The organism is Luteibacter sp. 9133 (genome assembly GCF_000800155.1).
Taxonomy (GTDB): domain Bacteria; phylum Pseudomonadota; class Gammaproteobacteria; order Xanthomonadales; family Rhodanobacteraceae; genus Luteibacter; species Luteibacter mycovicinus.
This window is the reverse complement of record NZ_JUHO01000001.1, coordinates 1,699,812-1,723,806: the sequence shown is the minus strand read 5'-3', so window position 1 is coordinate 1,723,806 and position 23,995 is coordinate 1,699,812. Positions and strand designations below refer to the sequence as shown.

Here is a 23,995-nt window from a genome sequence, read left to right as displayed (position 1 = left end):
AAAGACTTCTCTCAGGCCTTGCTTTTCTGGCTGAAAAGCACGCTGCCGAGAATGATCGCGCCGGCGAGCGCCATGGTCGGGGTGAGCGCCTCACCGAGGAACATCCAGGCCCAGGCCACGCCGAACAGGGGCACCAGATAGGTCGCGGTGGCGGCGCGCGGCGCACCGATACGCTGGATGAGGCGAAAGTAGAACGCGTAGGCCAGACCGGTGGAAAGCACACCCAGCGCCGTGACGGCGACCCACGACTTCACGGGAATGGGCGCGTCGGGCCATGTCAGCACGGCCAGCGGCGCGGTCAGAAGGGTCGCACCGAGCAGGCACCCGGCCGCTACTGCCGTGGGCGCGATATCGGACAGGTAGCGCTTGATCAGATTGCCGGCAAGTCCGTAGCAGAACGACGCCGCGGCGCCCGCCAGGGCGGCCGGTGCCACGTTGTCACCCGCAGTGCGGCCGCTGGCGAGAATCACCACGCCGATAAAGCCGGCGACCAGGGCGATGGCCTTGCGCGTGCCGATCTTCTCACCGAAGCCGACGAAGGCGACGAGGGCCGCGAAGAGGACCGTCATGCTGTTGGCGATGGCGCCAATGCCAGCCGGTGCGCGCTCCGCACCCCAGGCGAACAGGGTGAACGGGACGGCCGCGCTCAACGCGCCGAGTACCAGCATCTTCCACAGATGCGAAAAGCGCAGGGTGCCGCGGGCGCGCCACAACAGCGGCAGCAGGATCACCGAACCGAACAGCAGGCGCGTCGCCACCATCGGGAACGGGCCGAAGTCTTTCGCGGCCACGCGCATGAAGAGAAACGAGCCGCCCCAGATGGCGCCCAGGGCCACCAGCTCGACCGGTGTACGCCAGTCCCGCGTGGCGGTCGGCGTGATCGAATCGACGGGGGCATCGGTGGCAGCGGACATACGAACCTCACTTGTGTCTGGCCCTCATTGTCGCCGGAACCACGGGGCCGACAAGCGCGTTCTTTGCAACGCTGCCTATCGCCCGATTCATGCCTGCCATGCGTCCCTCCCCTTCCCTTGCGTTCACTGAGCGGGCGGAGCGGGAAACCCTGGAGCCTGGGAGGCCGCCCTACTCCACCCCGACGAAGCCACCGGTCTGATGCGCCCACAAGCGCGCATAAAGGCCGCCACGCGCAATCAGCTCCGAATGCGTGCCGGTCTCCACGATGGCCCCGTGTTCCATCACGACGAGACGATCCATCTTCGCGATGGTCGACAGGCGGTGGGCGATCGCGATAACGGTCTTGCCGCGCATCAGCGTCTCGAGGCTCTCCTGGATCGCTGCCTCCGCTTCGGAATCCGGCGCCGAGGTGGCTTCGTCCAGAACCAGAATGGGCGCATCTTTCAGCAGGACGCGCGCAATGGCGATACGCTGCCGCTGGCCACCCGATAGCTTCACGCCACGCTCGCCGGCGTGGGCGTCGTAACCCGTGCGACCTTCGCCATCCGACAGCAGCGGGATGAACTCATCCGCACGAGCTTGCCGGACGGCCTCGGCCATCTCCGCGTCGGTCGCATCCGGACGCCCGTAAAGCAGGTTGTCCCGGATCGATCGATGCAGCAGCGAAGTATCCTGCGTCACCACGCCGATCTTCGAGCGCAGCGATTCCTGGGTGACCTTCGCGACATCCTGCCCATCGATGTAAATGTGCCCGTCCTCGAGGTCGTAGAGACGCAGCAGCACGTTCACCATCGTGGACTTGCCGGCACCCGACGGGCCGACCAGTCCGATCTTCTCACCCGCACGCACGACCAGATCGAGGCCGCCGATGATGCCGCCGGCCTTGCCGTAATGGAAATGAATATCGTCGAAGCGGACCTCGCCCTTCGACACCACCAGCGGCACGGCGTCGGCCCGATCGACCACCGTACGTTCCTGCGAGAGCGTGGTGATGCCATCCTGGACGGTACCGACATCCTCGAAGATGCCGTTGACCACCCACATGATCCAGCCGGACATGTTGTTGATACGGATGACCAGGCCCACGGCGAGCGCCACCTGACCCGTCGTCACCGTGCCACGCGACCAAAGCCACAACGCCAGTGCGCTGGTGAAGCCGATCAGCAGGCCGTTGAGCGTCGTGATGGAGACATCCATCGTCGTGACCATGCGGCTCGACGACCGCACCTTCTCGGTCTGCTCGACGATGGCTTCACGCGCATAGGCTTCCTCGCGATTCGTATGGGCGAAGAGTTTCAGCGTCATCACGTTGCTGTAGCCGTCGACGATGCGCCCCATCAGCTTCGAGCGGGCCTCCGACGCCTTCCACGAACGCTCCTTCACCCGCGGCACGAAGAACACGAGCATGCCGATATAGCCAGCGATCCACCAGATCAGCGGAACGGCCAGCCAGATGTCCGCTTTGGCGAACAGGTAGATCGAGGTGCCGGCATAGACGGTGACGTACCAGAGGGCGTCAACCACCTGCACGGCCGACTGCCGCAGCGAGGGCGCCGTCTGCATGATGCGATTGGCGATGCGCCCGGCGAAGTCGTTCTGGAAAAAGGACAGGCTCTGCTTGAGCACATAGCGATGATGCTGCCAGCGCATCATGCTGGTCATGCCGGGATTGAGTGTCTGGTTGACCAGAAGATCGTGAATTCCGATCGAGAGGGGACGCAGGACGACCACGACGAACGCCATCCACGCGAGCGTGCCGGCGTGCGTCTGGAAGAAAGTCGCCGCCGGCGTCTTCTGCGCCATGTCGACCAGGCGCCCCAGAAAGTCGAACATGGCGACTTCGATCAGGGCGACGGCCAGCCCCACCACGAGGGCTGCGACGAAGATCTTCCATACCTGACGCAGGTAATGGGCATAGAAGCGGACGACACTCTTCGGCGGGGTCCGATCAGGGACCTCGCGGAAAATGTCGATCAGGGATTCGAACCATCGGAATATCATGCCGGCATTGTAGACCGGTATGGAGTCACGTCGATGTCGTAAGGCACCGGGGGATACGTGGTCCACGTATCCCCCGGCCAGGGCCCCGGTCAGGAGAGCGTTTCACGCTCCCAGTGCCGTCCCGCGGCCAGCGCCTGCACGAAGCCCTTCGCGAACCCATCGCTGGCCTTTCCGCCCGTGACGACCACGCCGTGCTCGCTGCGGACGTCCTTTTTTTCGCCGACGGCGACACCGCCGGGCAGACCGACGAGAAGCTCGGCGCCTTCACCGCTGGCAGCGATGGCCTTGCAATGGCGCCAGCTGTCCTTGATGAAGTCCGCGACATCCGGCACGCGCTTCAGCAGATCGACGCTACCCCGGCCGCCCGGCACGTAGATCGCATCGAACAGCACCGAATTGCTCGTGAGGAAGCTGAAGTCGGCCTCGACGGAATCGCCGTTCGAGCGAATCGAACCAAGCTGAGGTGCGACGAACTTGACCTGTACCCCACTCTGCTCGAGGGCCTTGCGTACCGCAGCGACGTCATCAGCCGCGAAGCCATCGGCCAGCAGCACCGCCACCTTGCGCGTCGCCAGGGTGTCGCCTGGCCGGTGGCGCATGCTGAGCGCCGGGGAGACCGGCACGTCACGCGCCGGCGTCGGTTGATAACTCTTCGGATCCGCGTCGGCTGGCACGCTTCGGTTGAGCGGCCCGTCGCTCTTCTTCGGGACAGGAATGCCGAGCGCCTGCGCCACGCTCGCCGCAAGGTCCGTGTCGACCTGAGCCAGCATGAACAGCATGCGTTGCCGTACCGTCGGCTCCTGTACCTTGCCCAGCTCGAAGCGCAGCGCGCTGACGATATGGTTGTACTCGGCCTCGGACTGGCTGTGCAGGAACATGCGCGCCTGCGTGAAGTGATCGAGGAACGTTTCACTACGCGCACGTACCTTCCGCGCGTCGATGCGCTCGTTCACCGACGTGAATCCGCCATCCTTCCAGGAGGCCTGGAACGGACACCCGCCGCCCAGCGAGTTGGGCTCATACGCGACGCGCCCCTTGTCGATCGTGTGCCGCATGTGGGCATCGCGCTGGTGATTGCGGACCGGAACCACGGCACGATTGATCGGCAGCTCGTGGAAGTTAGGGCTGCCCAGGCGCGAGAGCTGCGTGTCCGTATACGAGAACAGGCGTCCCTGCAGCAGGGGATCGTTGCTGAAATCGATACCCGGCACGACGTGTCCGGGATGGAACGCGACCTGTTCGGTCTCGGCAAAATAATTATCCGGGTTGCGGTCCAGCACCATGCGGCCGATGAGGCGCACGGGCACTACCTCTTCCGGAATCAGCTTGGTCGGATCGAGCAGATCGAAATCGAACTTGTGCTCGTCTTCCTCGTCGACCAGCTGTACACCGAGCTCCCATTCCGGGAAATCGCCCGCCGTGATGGCATCGGCCAGATCGCGCCGATGGAAGTCGGGGTCGTTGCCGGAGATCTTCAGCGCTTCGTCCCAGGCCACGCTGTGCAGACCGAGCTTCGGCTTCCAGTGGAATTTGACGAAGGTCGACTTGCCCGCCGCATTGACGAAACGAAACGTGTGGACGCCGAACCCTTCCATCATCCGGTAGCTGCGCGGAATCGCACGGTCCGACATCGCCCACATGATCATGTGCATCGACTCGGGCATCAGGGAGATGAAATCCCAGAAGGTGTCGTGTGCGCTGGCGGCCTGCGGAATCTCGTTATGCGGCTCGGGTTTCACCGCATGGATCAGATCGGGAAACTTGATCGCGTCCTGAATGAAGAACACCGGGATGTTATTGCCGACGAGATCGTAATTGCCTTCCTCGGTATAGAACTTCACCGAAAAGCCGCGCACGTCGCGGGCGAGATCGGTGGACCCGCGGGAGCCCGCCACGGTGGAGAAGCGGACGAAAACCGGCGTGCGCTTCCCTTTCTGTGCCAGGAAGGACGCGCGCGTGACCGATGCCAGCGAATCGTAGGCCTCGAAATAGCCATGCGCCGCGGCACCGCGCGCATGGACGATACGTTCCGGGATGCGCTCGTGATCGAAGTGGGTGATCTTTTCGCGGAGGATGAAATCCTCCAGCAGCGTCGCGCCGCGCTCGCCGGCCTTCAGCGAGTTCTGGTCGTCGGCGATGCGCGTTCCCTGATCGGTCGTCATCGTCGCGCCGGCGGCATCGACGGTATCCCTCGCCAGATCGGCGCGCTTGGGATCGTCGTGGACGGCGGAGGAGTGCTTGCGTGAATCGTCGGCTGGGGCTTTGGGCGCCTTGCTCATGATGTACCTCGCGTGTTCTCAACGGGAGGTATATGGCAGCGGCCCCGTGAATCGCGGGTCAAGCCAGTGCAAAGGCCACACTTCTACGTAGGTATCAGGCGTGGCGCGCCAGCGCCTTGTCGAGGGCGACGAGCGCGAGGCCCAGACCGAGAAACAGAGCCCCCACGAGAAGGCTGTTGAGCAGCACCGCGACGTAACCCAGGTGAGCCACGTCCATGAACGGATAGGGATACTCATGCACCACGGCGCCCCGACCCAGCGTCCATACCAGGAAAGCCAGCGGAAACACCATCCAGCGCAACGCGTCACCCCAAACCAGTGCGCCATGCGGGAGCAACGCAAGCCACCACACGACGAACAGAAACGGCACGACGTAATGCAGCGAACGATCGGCGACCAGCTGCGGCCCCATCGGGTGCCAGAGCGACTGCAGGAGCACCGCGTAAATCAGACAGGTCACCGAAATGGACAAGGCCGCCAGTCCGCGCACGCGCGGGCCACGCCATATCCGCAGGGGAGCCCATTCACCACCCGTCGCCGACGAGGTGGCGACCAGCGCGACCAGAAGGTTCGACAGGATGGTGAAGAAGCTGAAGAAACGCAGCGTCACTTCCAGTACCGGCCCCGACCAGAGCATCAGCCAGTACTGGAGCATCAGCGTCGGCCAGGCGACCGCTGCGACGATAATCGCGAAAAGATTTGAGACAGCGGCAACCCGGGGCGACATGGTCAGTGCGGCCAGACGTTGTTCGAGCGGTCGCGATCGGGAAGCGTGTGATCCGGATCGATCACGGCGCCCACGATCTTCTTCTGGCCCGGGACGGTCACGTCGAAGGCCGTGTGCTGCTGCCAGGTCTCCACCGGGATGCGGATATCGCGCGTGGTCTTGTCCTCGAAGGTCACCCGCAGGGTCGCAGGCATCACCAGCCGATCCAGATTGGCGATGGTCACCTTCGCACCATCCACCTTCGTCACCGCAAGGTCCAGCTGCCAGTTGTTGGCATACCAGCCGCGCCAGAACCAGCCGAGGTCCTCGCCGGTTTCGCTCTCCATCAGGCGAAAAAAGTCCGACGGTGTCGGATGCTTATAGGCCCAGGTGGCAATGTACTTACGGAACGCCGGATCGAAACGCTCGGGACCGACGATCTGCTCGCGCAACAGCACCAGGCCGAGGGCCGCCTTGAAGTACGTCGCCGGGTGCCGGTATTTCTCTTTGACCATGTCGGCACCGATCAGCAGATTCGGCGCTTCCGGATCAGCCAGCAGCGGCAGGATCTCGTCGACCGGATTGCCACCTTTGGGCGAGTACTCACTGTCGCGCTTCGGCGCGAATTCGCCCCGGTTGAACGCGTCCGCCTCATACACGTCGATGAAGGTGTTGAATCCCTCGTCCATCCAGGCGTTACGACGCTCGTCGGAACCGACGATCATCGGGAACCAGGTGTGACCGATCTCGTGCGCGGTCACCATGTGGAGGTCCTTCGGCGACGCCTTCATCGGATCGAAGACGATGCCCGGGTATTCCATACCACTGGCCGCGTCGCCGGCTTCATTGATCGCGACGGGGTACGGGTACGGGTACCACTTTGTCGAGAAGTGCTCGACAGAAGCCTTCAGGTATTCCGTCGAACGACCCCACTGCGCGTCACCGACGCTCTCCACCGGGTACACCGACATGGCCAGGGCTTTCTTGCCTTCGGGCAGATTGATCCGCGCCGCGTCCCACACGTAGCTGGTCGACGCGCCGAACGCGACGTCACGCGTGTTCTTCATCTGGAATTTCCAGGTGAGCGTACCGCCCTTCTTCGGCCGGCTGGCCGGATCGGTCACTTCCGCGGGCGTGCGGATCATCACCGTCTTGTCGCTCTCGCGTGCTTTGGCCAGCCTGTCGCGCTGCGCGGCCGTGAGCACGTCGTCCGGGTTGACCAGTTCGCCGGAGCCGGCCACGATCATGTCCGATGGCACGGTGATCGCGTAGTTGAAGTCGCCGTACTCGAGGTAGAACTCGCTGTTGAGATAGGGGGCGGTGTCCCAGCCACGTTGATCGTCGTATACGCACATGCGCGGGTACCACTGCGCCATCTCGTAGATATTGCCGTTCTTTGACGGTGCGAAGCCCGTACGGCCACCGAAATCGCCCGGCAGATCGTAAGAATATTCGATCGTCACCGAGACCTTGCCGCCTTTCGCGGAAACCGCCTCTGGCAGGCGGATCTGCATCCGTGTGTCGCTGACCACATACGTCGCCTGCGCGGTCCTGCCACCCTGCTCGACGCTCACACTCGCGATACGGTAACCATCCGTGTGCTGCTTGTCCGCCGGCTGCCGTCCGCCGGTGAAGTTGCCGCGGGCCTCGCGGGTGAAACGGTTCTCGTCCATCTGCAGCCAGAGCACGTCGAGCGCGTCAGGACTGTTGTTGGTGTAGTGGATCGTGGCCTTACCGACCAGCGTGTTCCTGACCGGGTCTAGCGTGGCGGACAGATCGTAGTCCGCCCGGTTCTGCCAGAACAGCGGACCCGGCATCCCGCTGCCGGAGCGATAAGCCGTTGCCGGCTGGGGATAATCGAACGGAGCGAACGCTTCGCGCGGATCGAAGGTCGCGGCCGCGGCGCCGAGCGAACCCGCAAGGGCGACACTGGCGAGCGACAGACGGGCAACGTTTTTCATCGGGGACGCCCTGGGAACGACCCCTGAGCGTAACCGGCAAACGAAGCCCGCCTCTACCGTGCCAGAAGTCAGGTCAACGGACGTCGATCTTGCGATTCTCGCCAAGGTCGGGCGTCTTTCCCGAAAGACGCGCCTTCAGATAGTCGAACGCGACGACCATCTTCGACGAGGGCGCATCCCAGTATTCGGCGGTGTCGACGTCGACACGGATCAGCGCGATGTCCGGGTCGTCCTTGCCATCCGGGAACCAGGTTTTGATCCACTCGTTCCAGTGCGCATCGATGGACGCGCGGTCGTCGACCACGACAGCGGCGCCCGACAGCGAAACATAGCTGTTGTCGGAGGAACTGGCATACGCGACGTTGACCTGGCGATGCGCCTCCACCTCGGCAACCTTCGGCGAACTCTTGCGGGTGAAAAACCAGAGGCTGCCATCGAAGGCCTTCTGCGAGGCGACCATGGGGCGGCTGTAAAGCCGGCCGTCGCGCTCGCTGGTCAGCATGGCGACGCGGGCGTCCTTGATCAGCGACCAGATCTTCTCGTTGTCCTGCTGGCGTGCGTCGGTCATGAGAGGCTCCTTTGAAGGTAATGGAAAGCCGCACCCTCCCACTGAGCCACTGAAGAACCCGTCAAGCATCTCCCCCGAGGGACAGACATCGCCCTCACATGACGGAATTTTCTCTCCCCCTGCGCTATCAAGGCGTTTTCCCACCGAGGATGACGCCCATGGGGCTGCTCGTCGAAGGCACCTGGACCACCGCGGGGTACGACACCGGCAAGAGTGGGGGCCGCTTCGAGCGCGAGCCGACGCGTTTCCGGAACTGGATTACCCCGGATGGCTCGGCGGGTCCGACCGGCGAAGGCGGCTTTGCCGCCGAAGCCGGGCGCTACCACCTGTACATCGCACGGGCGTGCCCATGGGCACACCGCACGGCGATTTTCCGGGCCATCAAAGGCCTCGACGAGATGATCGGCCTCTCCGTGACACATTGGCTCATGGGCGACGAGGGCTGGACCTTCGAGCTCGCCGAGGGCGTCGTGCCCGATGACGTCAACGGAGTGCGCCGGATCTACGAGCTTTACAAACGGGCCGATCCGGCGGTCTCGGGCCGGGCCTCCGTCCCCGTGCTGTGGGACAAACAGAGGCGCACCATCGTCAGCAACGAGTCGGCCGACATCATCCGCATGTTCAACGACGCCTTCGATGGCGTCGGCGCCCGGCGCGGCGACTATTATCCGCAACACCTGCGCGCGGAGATCGACGGGTACAATGCGCGGATCTACGACACATTGAATAATGGCGTGTACAAGGCCGGCTTTGCCGGCAGCCAGGACGCTTACGAGGAAGCCATCGTCCCGCTGTTCGACACACTGGACTGGCTGGAGATGCACCTCTCGGACCGTCGCTACCTGTGTGGCGACCGCCTGACCGAAGCCGACTGGCGACTGTTCACCACCCTGCTCCGCTTCGACCCGGTGTACCACGGACATTTCAAATGCAACCTGCGCCGCCTGATCGACTATCCCGTGCTTTGGGCGTATACGCGCGCGCTGTATCAGGAGCCGGGCATTCGCGAAACGGTCGACTTCGGGCACATCAAAAAGCACTATTACCTGAGCCACCCCTGGCTGGACCCGACCGGGATCGTTCCCGCCGGACCGGATATCGACTTCGAGGCACCGCTTTGAGTGCCTGACACGTTGATATGCCTTGCATCCTGACCGGGTAGCCACATATTCCCCCGATAAACACACGAGGACCCCACGCATGAAAATCGGTTTGATCGGTCTGGGCAAGATGGGCGGCAACATCGCCCGTCGCCTGATGAGGGACGGTCACCAGACCGTTGTCTATGACAACAACGCCGACGCGCGTGCCACGCTGGCGAAGGACGGCGGCGAAGCCGTCGAGTCGCTCGAGGCCCTGGTCCAGGCCCTGCCCTCGCCCAAGGTCGTCTGGGTCATGCTGCCGGCGGGCGAGATCACCGAGACCACGATCGCCAAGATCAGTGGCCTGCTGGGCAAGGACGACATCATCATCGACGGTGGCAACACCTTCTACAAGGACGATGCCCGCCGTGCCGAAGAGCTCGCCGCCAAGGGTCAGCACTACGTCGACGTCGGTACCTCCGGCGGTGTGTGGGGCCTCGATCGCGGTTACTGCATGATGATCGGCGGCGACAAGCCGACCGTCGACTTCCTCGACCCGATCTTCAAGACCCTCGCGCCGGGCGCCGGCGACATCCCGCGCACCGAGAGCCGTGAAGGCCGTGACCCGCGCGTCGAGAACGGCTACATGCACGCCGGTCCCGCCGGTGCCGGCCACTTCGTCAAGATGATCCACAACGGCATCGAGTACGGCATGATGCAGGCCTTCGCGGAAGGCTTCGACATCCTGAAGAACCGTAACGGCACGCAGCTGCCCGAGCGCGAGCGCTACAACCTCGACATGGCCGACATCGCCGAAGTCTGGCGCCGCGGCAGCGTCGTGTCCTCGTGGCTGCTCGATCTCACGGCCAGCGCGCTGGCCAAGGGTCCGGAGCTGGACAACTACTCCGGCTACGTCGACGACTCCGGCGAAGGCCGCTGGACGGTGAACGCCGCGATCGAAGAAGCCGTCCCTGCCGAAGTACTCACCTCCGCCCTGTTCGCCCGTTTCCGCTCGCGTCAGGACCACACCTATGCGGAGCGCCTGCTGTCGGCGATGCGCATGGGCTTTGGTGGTCACATCGAAGGTCGCGGGAAGCCGCCGAAAGAAGGCGATCATTCCTGAAAGGCATGAAAAATCCCGCTTCGGCGGGATTTTTTTTGGGTCGCGCGATCTGTGTCGGATCGTGCGATTTTCTGTAGGAGCCCGCCCTGCGGGCGATGGGCGCCAGCAGCACCCTCCCATTCGCGCGCAGGGCGCGCTCCTACCTGCCGTCCAGCTCGTTCAGGCGTTCCCGCCACCGCTCCGGCGTCTGCGGCTTGATGAACAACGCCACGATCGGCAGCTTCGCCTCTTTCGTCCGCCGCTCGATCTCGCGCACGCATTCCTCGATCTGCACCGTCGTCAACGCATCGTCGAACGCCGCGGATAGCGCCACCAGCACGTGGTCGGGGCCGACCTGCACCGTCAGCACGCCATTGACCGCCTCGATGCCGGGTACCTCGCCCGCGATATTGCACACCTGCGCCAGAAGCTTCGGCTGCGCGGGCTCACCGATCAACAGCTCCTTGCTCTCGCGAGCCAGCGCGATCGCCGCCAGCGCCAGCACGACCGAAATACCCACCGAGGCCCAGCCATCGATGCGCGGATCGTTGAACGCGTGCGACAGATAGATACCGATGGCCGCGATGCCCAGACCGAGCAACGCCGCGGTGTCTTCGAACAGCACCGAGTAGGTGGTCGGGTCCTTGCTTCGACGGAACGCCTCGAAGTACCCGAGCCGGCCCTTCTTCCGCTGCACACTCTTGAGCGACAGCCACCACGATGAGCCTTCGAACAGCACGCTCACGGCGAGGACGATGTAAGCGGTCTTCGGATCCTCGAGCGGCTCCGGCGTCAGGATGTGGTTGACGCCCTCGTACAAGGAGAAGCCGGCACCGAGCGACAGCACCAGCAGCGCGACGATGAAACTCCAGAAGTAGAGTTCACGACCGAAACCCAGCGGGTGCTGGCGGTCCGGACGTCGCTGGGAGCGCTTGAGCCCATAGAGCAGCAGGATCTCGTTGATGCTGTCGACGAGGGAGTGCACGCCCTCGGACAGCATCGCGGAGCTGCCGGTGATCGCCGCGGCGACGAACTTGGCGACAGCGATCGCGACATTGGACGCGAGCGCGACGTACACGACGAGTTTTGAACCTTCGGCCATGGGGTCATCGTCGCGGACAGGGTGTGTTCCGCAAGTAAAGCATGAGCAAGCCTCGCCCGCAGGGCAGCTCACCCGTAGGAGCCCGCCCTGCGGGCGAAAAGCCAACGATGCGCGGACGCGGAAACTCCACCCATGCGACGAGGTAAAACATAAAAAAAGCCGCCCCAACCGGAGCGGCTCTTTCCCAAACGCAAAACCCGTCGCGAATTACTTCGCGAACAGATGCTCCACGCCAGCGCGCTCTTCGCGCAGTTCCTTTTCGGTCGCGTCGATACGCGCCTGCGAGAACGCGTTGATCTCCAGACCCTGGACGATGGCGTACTTGCCGTCCTTGACCGTCACCGGATAACCGAAGATCACGCCCGGCTCCACACCGTACGAGCCATCCGACGGGATACCCATCGAGACCCAGTCACCCTCGGCCGTACCGAGCGTCCAGTCACGCATATGATCGACGGCGGCCGAAGCGGCCGAGGCGGCCGACGATGCGCCACGCGCCTTGATGATCGCCGCGCCGCGCTGCTGCACGGTCGGGATGAACTCGCCCTCGTACCAGGCCTGGTCGACCTGATCGAGCGCCGGCTTGCCCTTGACGGTGGTCGTGTGCAGGTCCGGATACTGGGTCGAGCTGTGGTTGCCCCAGATCGTCAGCTTCTTGATGTCGGTGGAGTGCGTACCGGTCTTCTCGGCCAGCTGCGACAGCGCGCGGTTGTGGTCGAGACGAACCATCGCGGTGAAGCACTTCGGATCGAGATCCGGAGCGTTCTGCTGCGCGATCAGCGCATTGGTGTTGGCCGGATTGCCGACGACCAGCACGCGCACGTCGCGCTTGGCGTGGTCGTTCAGCGCCTTGCCCTGCGGACCGAAGATGGCGCCGTTGGCTTCCAGAAGGTCCTTGCGCTCCATGCCGGGGCCACGCGGACGCGCGCCGACCAGCAGTGCGTAATCGACGTCCTTGAAGGCGACGTTGAGGTCATCGGTGGCGACCACGCCCGCGAGGGTCGGGAAGGCGCAATCGTTGAGCTCCATCACCACGCCCTGCAGCGTGGGCAGCGCCGGGGTGATTTCGAGCAGGTGCAGGATCACCGGCTGGTCGGGACCCAGCATGTCGCCGGCGGCGATACGGAACAGGAGGGCATAACCGATCTGGCCGGCTGCGCCGGTGACGGCAACGCGAACGGGTGCTTTCATCTTTCGACTCCTCAGGGATATCGCGGGGGACTGACGATCAGCTCAGCTCGGCGAAGAACTCGACGATGCGGGCCATGCCCTTGTCGAGTGCCTCGTCCGGGCACGAATAGGAAATACGCAGGGCGCGCGGCTCGCCGAAGGCCGAACCCGGCACGCAGGCCACGCCCTTGGCATCGAGCAGCACGGCGCAGAAGTCGACGTCGGAGGTGATCTCCACGCCGTTGTGCTTCTTGCCAAAGGCCACGGAGATGTCCGGGAACGCGTAGAACGCGCCCTGCGGACGTGGGCAGACCACGCCCGGAATGGACACCAGCGCGTTGTAGACGCGGTCGCGCTTCGCGGCGAACTCGACGCACTTCTGCGCGGGGACGTCCTGCGGACCGGCCAGCGCGGCGACGGCGGCGGCGGTGACCACTTCCGGCAGGCTGGTGATGTGATTGGAGTTGAGCGTGGTGACCGCCCTGGCGACGCTTTCCGGCGCGGCGATGAAGCCCACGCGCCAGCCGGGCATGCCGTAGGTCTTCGACAGTGAATCGACGAAGATCGTGCGGTCTTTCAGCTCCGGACGGACGTGCACGAAGTTGTGGTAACCCACGCCGTCGAACACCATCGTGTTGTAGATGTCGTCGGTGATGACCCAGGTATCCGGATACTTCGCGATGACGTCGGCCAGCGCGGCGATTTCATCGCGCGTATAGACCATGCCCGTCGGGTTGGAGGGGTTGTTGAACAGGAACACACGCGGCTTGCGCGCCAGCGCTTCGTCCAGTTGCGCGGGCGTGAGCTTGTAGTGCTGCTCGGGCGGGCACGGCAGGATGTTGATCTTTGCCCCGACGATCTCGGCGATGTCGAGGTAGCTGGTCCAGTACGGGGCCGGGAAAGCGATTTCGTCGCCTTCGTCCAGCAGCGCTTCGGCCAGGTTGTAGAGGATCTGTTTGGCACCGACGCCGGTGGAGACGTTTTCGCGCTTGTAGCCGGTGAGACCCAAAGCGTCGATGTGGGCCAGGAAGGCATCGACCAGCGCATCGGCGCCACGGTTGCTGCCGTACTGGCCGGAGTCCTTCGACAACGCCTCGCGGGCGGCGGCATAGACGTGCTCACCGGGAAGGAAGTTGGGGACACCGATCGAGAAGCTGACGATGTCGCGGCCTTCAGCCTTGAGGCGCTTGGCTTTCTCGGCAATGACCATGATCGCACTGGGTTTGGCGCGACCCATTCGCGTGGCGAGCTGCGGCATCGTTTCCTCGTCGGGGGTGGGGCAAAGTGCGGCATTTTAACACGCCCCAAAAAGAAAACGCCGCCCGGAGGCGGCGTTTCAAACGCTTTGACGCCGGACGGGCGCTCAGCGGTTGTCGAGCACTTCGTTCCACTTCGCGACCTGGGCGGCCTGCTTTTCGAGCAGCGCGTCCACGTCGCCTTCGACGGTCACCGTCTCGATGGTGTCGTCGCCGGCGATCTTGTTGACCACGGCCTGGTCGTCCGGGCCGACCACTTCGCCGAAGACGCTGTGCTTGCCGTCGAGCCAGGGGGTGGCGCCGTGGGTGATGAAGAACTGCGAGCCATTGGTGCCCGGGCCGGCGTTGGCCATGGACAGGATGCCCGGCTTGTCGTGCTTGAGGCTGGCGTCGAACTCGTCACCGAACTTGTAGCCCGGACCGCCACGGCCCGAACCCTCGGGGCAACCGCCCTGGATCATGAAGTCGGGGATGACGCGGTGGAACGTCTTGCCATCGTAGTAGCCACGCTTGGCCAGGTTGACGAAGTTGGCCACGGTAACCGGGGTCTTGTCGTCGTGCAGGCGGAGATGGATATCGCCCTTGTTGGTCTTCATGGTGACGGTAATGGTCATCGCAATTCCTGTAACTCGTTGAAAATCGGACTATCCACTGCGAGCGGCCGGTCCGGTGGGCTGCAAAGGCTAACGAAGATGGCGCCACCTGCCCAACAGTTCAAGCGGTAAAGCGTGATGGTGCGTTCAGGTCCGTGGCAGGGCCAGCGCTTCGGCGGTCAGAGGACCGGCACCGCGAGGGCGGGTATCGCGCACGGCGGCGTCCTCAGGCAGCGCCCTGCCCTCCAGGAGGTGCGCCCAGGCCCGGTCCAGCGCCGCGTAGCCGTAAGGCAGCAGCGGCACGTGGCCGTCTCCGAAGTCCGGGAAGGCCAGGAAGGAATCGAAGTGCTGGGCGTACGGCACCTTCCAGAACACGGGCGATCGGCCGGAAGCGCGCAGCCACTTTACGTAGGGCTCCGAGGTGAAGGCCACGGGGATCAGACCGTCCTGCGCCCCGTGCACGATGAGGATCGGGAGCGCGGCGCGTGGCAGCGTCGCCGCTGTGGCCGCTACACCAGCGCGCAGGCCGACACCGTCCTCGCCCTGCCCTGTCCACAAGTCACGCAGACTCAGATGGCCGGGCAGGGTCGGGTCGAGCGAGAAGTCGGTGCCGCCGGCAAGGATGACCCCGGCGCCCGGGGGTACCCCGGAACCCTCAGCCCACCAGGCGGCCCGGATGATCGCCTCCGCCGGACCGGCCAGGCCGCCGGCATGCTGCGCGCGATAAGAAAACCCGCATGGCATCGAGCCCGCCGGGCGTCGCAGGTAGGCGGAGGCATAGGCCGCGGTAACCGCGCGCCAGAGATCCAGCGAGGTCGACGACGCGCCCACCTTGAGGGCGTCGTCGTCCCAGCCTGACGCCCGCAGCATGGCCAGCGCTTCGTCGGCCTGCGGGCCCGGCATGAAAGCCTTCAGCCGTCCATGCGCACGAAGCGCGGCACCTCGCAAAGCCCAGGCCGGGGGCGAGACCGCACCGACCCGCGCGAATGGCACGCCGTCGAACTCACGCGCCGCCAGGGCGGCAGGCAACAGCAGGGCCGCCTCGGTCGCATAGTCGTAGAACGGCCGCCCATGCCCTTCGACGTGGATGTTGGGCTCAAGGGCGACGACCGCCGCGAGGATGCCCTCAGCGTCATCGCCGGCGGCACGCAGCACGGCGCCGCCGCCGTTCGAGAGACCGGTAGCGATGATGCACGTGTTCTCTGGCGTGAACGGCGCCTCGTCCGGAAACGCGCGGTCGAGCATGGCGAGGCCGAAACGCGCCGCCTGCAAAACGTGTCGACCCCAGTCCGCTTCCGGGTTGTCGCCCGAGTGCGCGTGCTTCACCGCGATACCCGCGTCGTGCGGCGCGTCCTGAGCTTCGAATTCGAGTGACGCCTCCCCCGCCTTCGCCCGGGTTCCGTCGAGCGCCACACCCGTTCTATCGGCGGTATCGAAATACCCCGCGCCCGCGCCTTTGTCCGTGTACGCCACCGCGCAGCCTCGCGACAGACCCCAGCCTCCGGCGAGGGCGATCGCACCATAGATGCCACGCGATCCCGACGAGGCGGTGACGACCAGGCAGCGCTGCGCGTGATCGAAATCATCGGGGATCTGCGCCAGCACACGATGTGACGCACGTGCACCGGACAGCGTGGCGAACGCGGTGTACTCGCGCCCTGGTACATCCGGCACCTGTCCGTAAAGCGTGCCGAAGCCGCCGAGCGGACCCAGATCGGCTATGCCTTTCCAACTGCTCTGGATAGCCCGTCGGCGGAGCTCCGCAGGCGTCGGCGACGTTGGCTGCGCGAACGCCGTGGACGTGCCCGTCAGTCCGCGCAAGCCGAGACCGGCACTGAGCAGATCGTCGCCATCCCGATGGGTGGTGACGCGGACATCGCCGAAGGTGTCGGGTGCTGACATGACGCGCTATCTCGTGGGGAACGCCGGGATGCCGAGCATACCGGTCAGCGGCGCTGGCTGAGCTTGCCGATGCGACGGGCGTTCCAGCGTAACCGCCTCTCGGTCGCCAGCCAGACGATCCCCCGCCCGCACTTCTCCACCATCTGGCTATTACCTGTCGTGCCCTGCCAGGCCTGCCTGACGCCGGAGCCGCTCATCCACGATGCGCTGTTCGATCTCACCAATGATGTTCAACTCGTCCGGGCTGAACTCGTCTCGCCACATGTCAGCGACGCTCTGTCCGGCCTTGCATACCGCATTCAGATTGATCGCGCACAGCCACGCCGTACGAGGACCATCGGGGCCACATTCTCCCGTTTCGCCACATCGGAGGTCTTCCAGCGCGATGTGCTGGTACACGTGCGCCTTCTTCTCGTATGCCGTTCCCTCGACAAGATCCATGGCGAATGGCCAGGGCTCCGCATCCGCTTCCAACAAGCCCGATATCAGATCGGCGTCTTCGAGGTTGGGCGAGTCGAGCACGATCTCATAAGGAACGGCGTGATCCTCGTCGAAAGTGCTCCAGTCCGGATGACGCGCGATCATGCCGGCCAGGCGACTCGCCTCATAAACACCGCGTTCGACCGTCGTCACACGCCCCTGGCAGAAGCGCTCTTTCCAGTCGAGGAATATCCTGGCTCTCGGATCTGACGACACGCGCCCACGCCACCCCGGCAGCGGCGCTTGCGCACACGCTGCTGCGGCATCGTAGAGCACGAGAAGCGCCGAACTGTCCGTGGCGGCACGCGGCGCGAGCCGGGCAACGACGGTCTCGTAAGTGTCGCCTGGCAGTACGTATGCCCCTGCCGCTACAGGAACGGAAGCGCCCCTGGTCCCTGGCCCGGCGCCGGTTCGACGAGGGCCCGAAAAAGTGCGCTGGACCGCCTCGCCGGGATCTGGACCCGCAGCGACAGCGCTTATACCGCTGCCCTCGGCACCTTCGGCCGAAAGGTTGCGAAACAACACGCCCGTCGCGACCAGCGAGGCCGTCATCAGCCAGATCAATAAACGCGGGCCGCGCTTCTCGTTCCTGTCCATGGATCTCCCCGATCGCCAGTAGCGACAGCCCGAAGTCTGAGGGAATCTCCGCCTGCCGCCAATAGCTGCGAACATCGTCTCCACAGGACGCCACCCCACCAGCCGAAACGGACAAGTCATAGCGAGCACGTTTCTTTGGAGGCAACAGCACGTCGATTATGCGCAAGTTCTCGCGAAATATCGCAGCGCGCCAAGGTATGCTCCGGATCCCGGCAGGAGCCGGAAGAACCCAAGGGGATACTGAGCAATGACTGCCCGTCGTAACGTCCTGCTGTCCGCCGCGATCGTCGCGGGTCTGGGACTGGCTGCCTGCCACAAGAAAGACGAAGCACCCGCCGCCGATCCGAAGGCCGTTGCCGCCGCGCAGGCCGTCATCGCTTCGCCCGCATGGTTACGTCAGCACCTGCCCGCCCAGACCGTCGCGTATCTGCGAATTCCTTCGCCGTGGGGCATGCTCGGCGCGGTCCCGGCAGGACGCCCGCTGGATGCCGCCCTGTCGACGAAGGCGCACCTGGATGCGATCGCGAAGATCCGCGAAAGCATCGGCAAGGACAAACTGCTCGCCGACCTGAAAATCGCGCCGGTTGCGAATCTCCTGCTCGGCGACCTGCGGTCGCCGATCGAGGGCATCATCGTCGATCCCCTCGGCATCCCCTCTTTCACGTCGCGCGTGGTCGTCACAGTCGTGCTCGACTTCCCGTCGGTCGATGCGTTTAACGCGCGCCTCAAGAGCCTCGGCGGCGAAACCCCGCTACTCAAGGCGCCGCTCGACGCGCAAGGCAACGGACAACTCGCGTCCGACGGCGGAGCGTTGCATTACGACGTCACCACGCGCCGTCTTTGGGTGACTGGACACATGAAAGGGCTCGCCGCCGAGCAGCCCGGCATCGACGGAACCGCCCTGACCACGCTCATCGCCGACGTCGACAAGGCCACGGCCGCTACGGCACCGGCCAGCCTCTCGGCGCTCGAGCCACGCATCGACACCTCGGGCGAGGGCTTCTTCGGCTGGATCAGCATGCGCGGCATCGGCGCCGTTGCCGCGGCACAGGCCGGCGATTCCCCGCTGGGCCGGTTGCCGGCCGACTTCGCTTCCAAGGCGGACGCCGTGGCCTTCGGCGCAGGCACCGTCAATGGTCGCGGGCAGCTTCAGCTACTGGTGCACGCGCCTCAGGCCCGCCTGCTGCAGTACCTGTCGCCGACGTCCTTTGCGCCGACGGTAAAGAGCGTCGGCGCGCCCCATTGGGCCGTCACCCTGAATACGCCGACCGCCGAGACGTGGAAAGCCTTCGAAGGCAATCTCAATCTCGACTTCGGAGCGGAAGGCGCGAAGGCATTCCACGAAAGCGTCGACCGCCTCTCGAAGCGCTACCACTTCGATCCTGAGCGATACACGGCCTGGTTCGGCCCGGAGACGGTCGTCTTCGCCGACGATGCTGGCCTTTACTACGCTACACGCGTCCGCGACTGGAAGGGCTGGCACGAGCTGATTGACCAGAACAAGGGCAACGGCTGGAAGACCGGCACGGCGAAGGTCGACGGCGCCGAGGTGCACTGGCTGTCGATCCCAGGACAGGCTGCCACGAACCTGCCGCCGGACAGCGACCCGTCCATGCGTGCGTTCATGCAGATGGTCGATCGCTTCGGCGGCCGTACATGGTGGACGGAAGAAGGCGACTGGGCTGTCTTTGCCAAAGTCCCTCAGGCCCTGTCCGATCGCGCGGCCGCCGGACCCGACACTTCGCTGGATGACTGGTTCAAGGCAAGGTCTTACCCGGGCCAGCGCACGGTGGCGGGCTTCACCGCGACCACCCATGGAGCCCAGCGCGACGCCTACTATCTGTATCTGTCGCTCCTGCAGTTCGTCGCGGGGGCCACCGGTTCCGATGCCGACATCAGCACCCTGCCATCGGCTCACACACTTGGCCTTCCGGACCAGGGCGTTCTGGGCGCGGCGCTCGAAGCCGACAAGGACACTCTGGGCTTCTCGCTCACCTACGAGCACTCCCCCGTCGAGCTCGTCGGTGAAGGTGGCGGCGCCACGGTCATCGCCGGCACCGCCATCCTCGCCGCCATCGCCGTCCCCCAGTATCAGGAGTACACGCTGCGCAGCCAGGTGGCCGGCGCCCTTTCCGCCGCCGACCCGGTCAAGACAGCTGTGGCCGAGCACCGCCTGACCACGGGGAAGTTTCCCGCCAGCAACAAGGCGGCTGGCCTGGACGATGGGGAAGCCCTCGGTAACGACTACGTCAGCTCGGTCGAGGTCGGACAGGGTGGCGAAATCACCGTCAACCTCGACGGCGAAGCCCCGCACAAGGCCGATGCCAAGCTCGACGGCGGCCAGCTGATCCTGCTGCCCAGGGTCGAAGGCGGCCAGGTCGGCTGGACCTGCTCGGGCGAAGGCATCGACGAGAAATACCTGCCGGCAAGCTGCCGGGACGCGTTGCCGGGGCTCTGAAACCGGTCTGCCGGGCGGGGTTCCTGAACGGAGCCTCGCCCGTCATGCGAAAGTCGTCAATTTCCTTTATAATCGGCGGCTTCCCAAACCAAAGAGGCGATCCGGCTTTACGCCGGCGCATAACGCATGTCGATCGAATTCCTGCGCAACATCGCCATCGTCGCTCACGTCGACCATGGCAAGACCACCCTCGTCGACCAGCTTCTGAAGCAGTCGGGCACGCTCAACGAGCGTACCGTGCTCGCCGAGCGCGTCATGGATTCGAACGACCAGGAAAAGGAACGTGGCATCACGATCCTGGCCAAGAACACGGCCATCACCTGGGAAGACAAGAAGACGGGCGTCAAGAACCGCATCAACATCGTCGACACCCCGGGACACGCCGACTTCGGTGGCGAAGTCGAGCGCGTGCTGTCGATGGTCGACACCGTGCTGATCCTGGTCGACGCGATGGACGGCCCGATGCCGCAGACGCGCTTCGTCACCCAGAAGGCCTTCGCCATGGGCTTCAAGCCCATCGTCGTCGTCAACAAGGTCGACCGCCCCGCCGCCCGTACGGAGTGGGTCGTCGAGCAGGTCTGGGACCTGTTCGCCAAGCTCGGCGCCACCGATGAGCAGATGGACTTCCCGATCGTTTACGCATCGGCGCTCAACGGTTATGCCTCGCTCGACGAGAACGCCCGCGAAGGTGACATGACCCCGCTGTACGAAGCGATCATGCAGCACGCGCCGCGGCCGGACGTCGATCCGGAAGGCCCCTTCCAGATGCGCATCAGCCAGCTGGACTACAACAACTTCGTCGGCGTGATCGGCATCGGTCGCGTGCAGCGCGGCACCCTGAAGAAGGGCATGCAGGTCGCCGTCATCGATCGCGAAGGCAAGAAGCGTCAGGGCAAGATCGTCCAGGTGCTGGGCTTCCTGGGCCTCGAGCGTATCGAGCAGGACAGTGCCGAAGCCGGCGACATCGTCGCCATCTCGGGCATTCCCGACCTGACCATTTCCGACACGCTGACCGCGCCGGATACGCCGGAAGCGCTGCCCGCGCTGAGCGTCGACGAGCCGATGATCAGCATGACCTTCCAGGTCAACAACTCGCCGTTCGTCGGCAACAAGGACCTGTCGGGCGGCAAGTTCCTGACCAGCCGTCAGCTGCGTGAGCGTCTGGATCGCGAGAAGGTGCACAACGTCGCCCTCCGCGTCGAAGACGGCTCCGACGCCGACAAGTTCCTGGTCTCGGGCCGCGGTGAACTGCACCTCTCGGTGCTGATCGAAAACATGCGTCGCGAAGGCTACGAGCTGGCCGTGTCGCGTCCGGAAGTCATCCTCAAGGAAATCGACGGCCAGAAGATGGAGCCGATCGAAGAACTGGTGATCGACATCGAAGAGATCCACCAGGGCGGCGTGATGGAGCGCCTGGGCATCCGCAAGGGTGAACTGAAGAACATGGTGTCGGACGGTAACGGTCGCGTGCGTCTCGAGTACGAGATTCCCGCCCGTGGCCTGATCGGCTTCCAGAACCAGTTCAAGACCCTGACCCAGGGCTCGGGCCTGCTGTTCCATGTGTTCAAGCACTACGGTCCGTACACCCCGGCTCCCATCGCCAAGCGCCAGAACGGTGTGATGATCGCCAATGCCGGCGGCAACACCCCGGCCTACTCGCTCGGACCCCTCCAGGAGCGTGGCAAGCTGTTCGCCGCCGAAGGTGACGCGGTGTACGAAGGCCAGCTCATCGGTATCCATGCCAAGGACAACGACCTCACTGTTAACGCGATCAAGCCGAAGCCGCTGACCAACATGCGCGCCTCCGGTAAGGACGATGCGATTCAGCTGACCCCGGCGACCAAGTTCACGCTGGAGCAAGCCCTGGACTTCATCGACGACGACGAGCTGGTCGAAGTCACCCCGAAGGAAATCCGCATGCGGAAGAAGTTCCTGACGGAAGGCGATCGTAAGAAGGCGTCGCGCGGTTAATTGCGGCGACATCGCGATGTGAAAAAAGCCCGGCCATTGCCGGGCTTTTTTTCGTTTACTCGTCTCGCTCGCGGACCAGCTTAAGCAGCAGGTCGATCTGCTCCTGCTGTTTCATCAGCATGCGCTCGAGCTGATCGGTACGCATCTGGTCGATCTTTTCGTGCAGGCCCATGATCTCGATCTCGGCCTTGAGGTTGACCTTGTAATCGTTGGCGGCGTCGAGACGGTCTTTCTCGGCCTGGCGGTTCTGACTCATCATGATCACGGGCGCCTGGATGGCGGCGAGCATCGAGAGCAGCAGGTTGAGGAAAATGTACGGATAGGGATCGAATGGCGCGTGCAGGATCCACGAATTGAAGCCGGTCCAGGATGCCAGGATCACGGCGAACACGATGATGAAGGTCCACGAACCGCCGAACCGCGACACCTTGTCGGCGAGGCGCTCGCCGAAGGTCATGTCCGAGCCGAAGACGTCGTTGACGTTCTCGGCGACGAGCTTGCGCTGCATGAGTCGGTCGATCAGGCGGCGTTCGGCGTGGCCCAGGTCGTTCAGGCCCTTGGCGAACCAGTGCTGAGCGGCGTGTTCGTGAGGGTGTTCGTTAGCTGCCATCGGGGGCTCCTGGCGTGATGCGTTGACGGCACGGGGTTCTTGCCGGGAAAGCTATCACGGTGGGGGCTTGAGGCGATGGGGGTCGCGACCAGGGTCGCTCCTACACAACCGTCGATCGCTAGCGGCGTACGTTCGCCAGCTTGCTGGCGAAGGGGGGCGATGCGGCGTCGACACCGCGGAGCTCGCTCTCGAGTTCGCCGCGCAGGCGCGGCAGATACTCCGGGAATTCACGCCTGACGAAGGCGATCAGTCCCTCACGAACCTTGCAGCGCAGGTCGAACGACTTGCCCGAATTCGACGAACTGACCAATGCACGCAGTTGCATAGCTTTGTCACTGGCGTCGACCACCTGCAGGACGATGACACGACCGTCCCATTCGTTGGCGTCCTTGCAGATGCGCTGCAACTCGTCGCGAAGCGGGTCCAGCGGAATACCGTAATCGAACCAGAGCATGACCGAACCCAGGATCTGCGAGCTGGTCCTCGTCCAGTTCTGGAACGGGTTTTCGATGAAATACTGCAGCGGCACGATCATCCGCCGCTCGTCCCAGATGGCCACCACGACATACGTGCTCGTAATTTCTTCGATCCTTCCCCACTCCCCTTCGACGATCACTACATCGTCGATGCGGATCGGCTGGGTCAGCGCGATCTGAATGCCGGCGATCAGGTTGCCGAGCACCGGCTTGGCAGCGAGACCGACCGCCAGCCCGGCCAGACCCGCCGATGCCAGGAGGCTGGCCCCGAACTGGCGCACGACCGGGAACGTCATCAGGGCAACGCCGAGGCCGAGGACGATAACGACGACCATGCCGGTACGGGACAGCACGCGCACCTGCGTCTGCAAGCGACGAGCGCGGAGGTTGTCCTCGAGATCGATAGGGTTGAAGCGCGATACGGTGGCTTCCAGCGCGCCGATGCAGCGGACCAGAAACCACGTGCAGGCCCCGATGAGCACGACCGCGATGACATGCTCCATGCCGTCGATCAGGCGCGCGGGCTCGTCGGGCGCGCCGCGGAAGGCCAGCAGCAGCATCGCCAGCGGAACGATCACATCCATAGGCGCCTTGGCGCGGGCGATGATGCTCGCCCCACGCGGATGGCGGAGGGCGAAGCGACGCAGCACCATGTCGACGGCGCGGCGAAGAAGACCCGCGACCGCCAGCGCGACCACAACGGTCAGCGCGAAACGTGTCCACGGATGCGAGAGATCGGGCATCCAGTCGGAGAAGTTCATGGGAG

The 23,995-nt window shown here is 64.5% G+C and carries 18 protein-coding genes; 4 read left to right on the top strand and 14 right to left on the bottom strand.

Going from position 1 to position 23,995, the window contains the following annotated elements; translation table 11 throughout:
- Nucleotides 1–11: 11 nt before the first annotated feature.
- From FA87_RS07410 to FA87_RS07385, 6 genes are all read right to left on the bottom strand, one after another.
- Nucleotides 12–914, bottom strand: a complete 903-nt coding sequence (locus FA87_RS07410) for a DMT family transporter (protein WP_043693472.1) — start codon at nt 912–914, stop codon at nt 12–14.
- Nucleotides 915–1,083: 169 nt separating this feature from the next.
- Complete coding sequence (locus tag FA87_RS07405; RefSeq protein ID WP_043693469.1) at nt 1,084–2,916, bottom strand: ABC transporter ATP-binding protein; 1,833 nt, start codon at nt 2,914–2,916, stop codon at nt 1,084–1,086.
- Between the two features lie 89 nt (nt 2,917–3,005).
- Entirely contained in the window at nt 3,006–5,195 is a 2,190-nt protein-coding gene (locus FA87_RS07400; protein ID WP_043693466.1) for a catalase, read from the bottom strand.
- Between the two features lie 94 nt (nt 5,196–5,289).
- Nucleotides 5,290–5,922 (bottom strand): Pr6Pr family membrane protein, encoded by a 633-nt coding sequence (locus FA87_RS07395; protein WP_036113922.1) that lies wholly within the window; start codon nt 5,920–5,922, stop codon nt 5,290–5,292.
- A 2-nt stretch (nt 5,923–5,924) separates the two neighbouring features.
- On the bottom strand, nt 5,925–7,862 hold the full coding sequence (locus FA87_RS07390) for a M1 family metallopeptidase (protein ID WP_043693463.1): 1,938 nt from the start codon (nt 7,860–7,862) through the stop codon (nt 5,925–5,927).
- 73 nt (nt 7,863–7,935) lie between these two features.
- Nucleotides 7,936–8,430: a pyridoxamine 5'-phosphate oxidase family protein gene (locus tag FA87_RS07385; protein ID WP_043693460.1), complete on the bottom strand. Its 495-nt coding sequence runs from the start codon at nt 8,428–8,430 to the stop codon at nt 7,936–7,938.
- A 158-nt stretch (nt 8,431–8,588) separates the two neighbouring features.
- Between FA87_RS07385 and FA87_RS07380 the strand changes: the two genes are divergently transcribed.
- Together FA87_RS07380 and gnd are read left to right on the top strand one after the other, a co-directional pair.
- Nucleotides 8,589–9,551 (top strand): glutathione S-transferase family protein, encoded by a 963-nt coding sequence (locus FA87_RS07380; RefSeq protein ID WP_043693458.1) that lies wholly within the window; start codon nt 8,589–8,591, stop codon nt 9,549–9,551.
- 79 nt (nt 9,552–9,630) lie between these two features.
- Nucleotides 9,631–10,635, top strand: coding sequence for a phosphogluconate dehydrogenase (NAD(+)-dependent, decarboxylating) (gnd, locus tag FA87_RS07375; protein WP_036113931.1), 1,005 nt, complete (start codon nt 9,631–9,633; stop codon nt 10,633–10,635).
- A gap of 139 nt (nt 10,636–10,774) precedes the next feature.
- On the opposite strand, the gene FA87_RS07370 is transcribed toward gnd, so the two are convergent.
- The 6 genes from FA87_RS07370 to FA87_RS20685 form a co-directional block, all read right to left on the bottom strand.
- Complete coding sequence (locus FA87_RS07370; protein WP_036113934.1) at nt 10,775–11,716, bottom strand: cation diffusion facilitator family transporter; 942 nt, start codon at nt 11,714–11,716, stop codon at nt 10,775–10,777.
- A 207-nt stretch (nt 11,717–11,923) separates the two neighbouring features.
- Nucleotides 11,924–12,907 (bottom strand): malate dehydrogenase, encoded by a 984-nt coding sequence (locus FA87_RS07365; RefSeq protein WP_036113936.1) that lies wholly within the window; start codon nt 12,905–12,907, stop codon nt 11,924–11,926.
- A 37-nt stretch (nt 12,908–12,944) separates the two neighbouring features.
- On the bottom strand, nt 12,945–14,144 hold the full coding sequence (locus tag FA87_RS07360) for an aminotransferase class I/II-fold pyridoxal phosphate-dependent enzyme (RefSeq protein WP_043693454.1): 1,200 nt from the start codon (nt 14,142–14,144) through the stop codon (nt 12,945–12,947).
- A gap of 105 nt (nt 14,145–14,249) precedes the next feature.
- Complete coding sequence (locus FA87_RS07355; protein WP_043693452.1) at nt 14,250–14,756, bottom strand: peptidylprolyl isomerase; 507 nt, start codon at nt 14,754–14,756, stop codon at nt 14,250–14,252.
- 126 nt (nt 14,757–14,882) lie between these two features.
- Nucleotides 14,883–16,637 carry a 3-hydroxybutyrate oligomer hydrolase family protein gene (locus FA87_RS07350; RefSeq protein WP_043693449.1) on the bottom strand — a complete coding sequence of 585 codons (1,755 nt, stop codon included), beginning with the start codon at nt 16,635–16,637 and terminating at the stop codon, nt 14,883–14,885.
- Nucleotides 16,638–16,787: 150 nt separating this feature from the next.
- The gene (locus FA87_RS20685; RefSeq protein ID WP_156128514.1) at nt 16,788–17,669 is read right to left on the bottom strand and encodes a hypothetical protein; all 882 of its coding nucleotides are present in this window, start codon (nt 17,667–17,669) and stop codon (nt 16,788–16,790) included.
- Nucleotides 17,670–17,961: 292 nt separating this feature from the next.
- Between FA87_RS20685 and FA87_RS21275 the strand changes: the two genes are divergently transcribed.
- Both FA87_RS21275 and typA read left to right on the top strand, forming a co-directional pair.
- Nucleotides 17,962–20,172: a pilin gene (locus FA87_RS21275; protein WP_275041269.1), complete on the top strand. Its 2,211-nt coding sequence runs from the start codon at nt 17,962–17,964 to the stop codon at nt 20,170–20,172.
- Nucleotides 20,173–20,298: 126 nt separating this feature from the next.
- Nucleotides 20,299–22,143, top strand: coding sequence for a translational GTPase TypA (gene typA, locus FA87_RS07335; protein WP_036113947.1), 1,845 nt, complete (start codon nt 20,299–20,301; stop codon nt 22,141–22,143).
- A gap of 55 nt (nt 22,144–22,198) precedes the next feature.
- Here typA and FA87_RS07330 read toward each other — a convergent pair whose 3' ends face one another.
- Together FA87_RS07330 and FA87_RS07325 are read right to left on the bottom strand one after the other, a co-directional pair.
- Nucleotides 22,199–22,753, bottom strand: coding sequence for a DUF1003 domain-containing protein (locus FA87_RS07330; protein ID WP_036113949.1), 555 nt, complete (start codon nt 22,751–22,753; stop codon nt 22,199–22,201).
- A 118-nt stretch (nt 22,754–22,871) separates the two neighbouring features.
- The gene (locus FA87_RS07325) at nt 22,872–23,990 is read right to left on the bottom strand and encodes a mechanosensitive ion channel domain-containing protein (protein WP_081996505.1); all 1,119 of its coding nucleotides are present in this window, start codon (nt 23,988–23,990) and stop codon (nt 22,872–22,874) included.
- Nucleotides 23,991–23,995 lie beyond the last annotated feature (5 nt).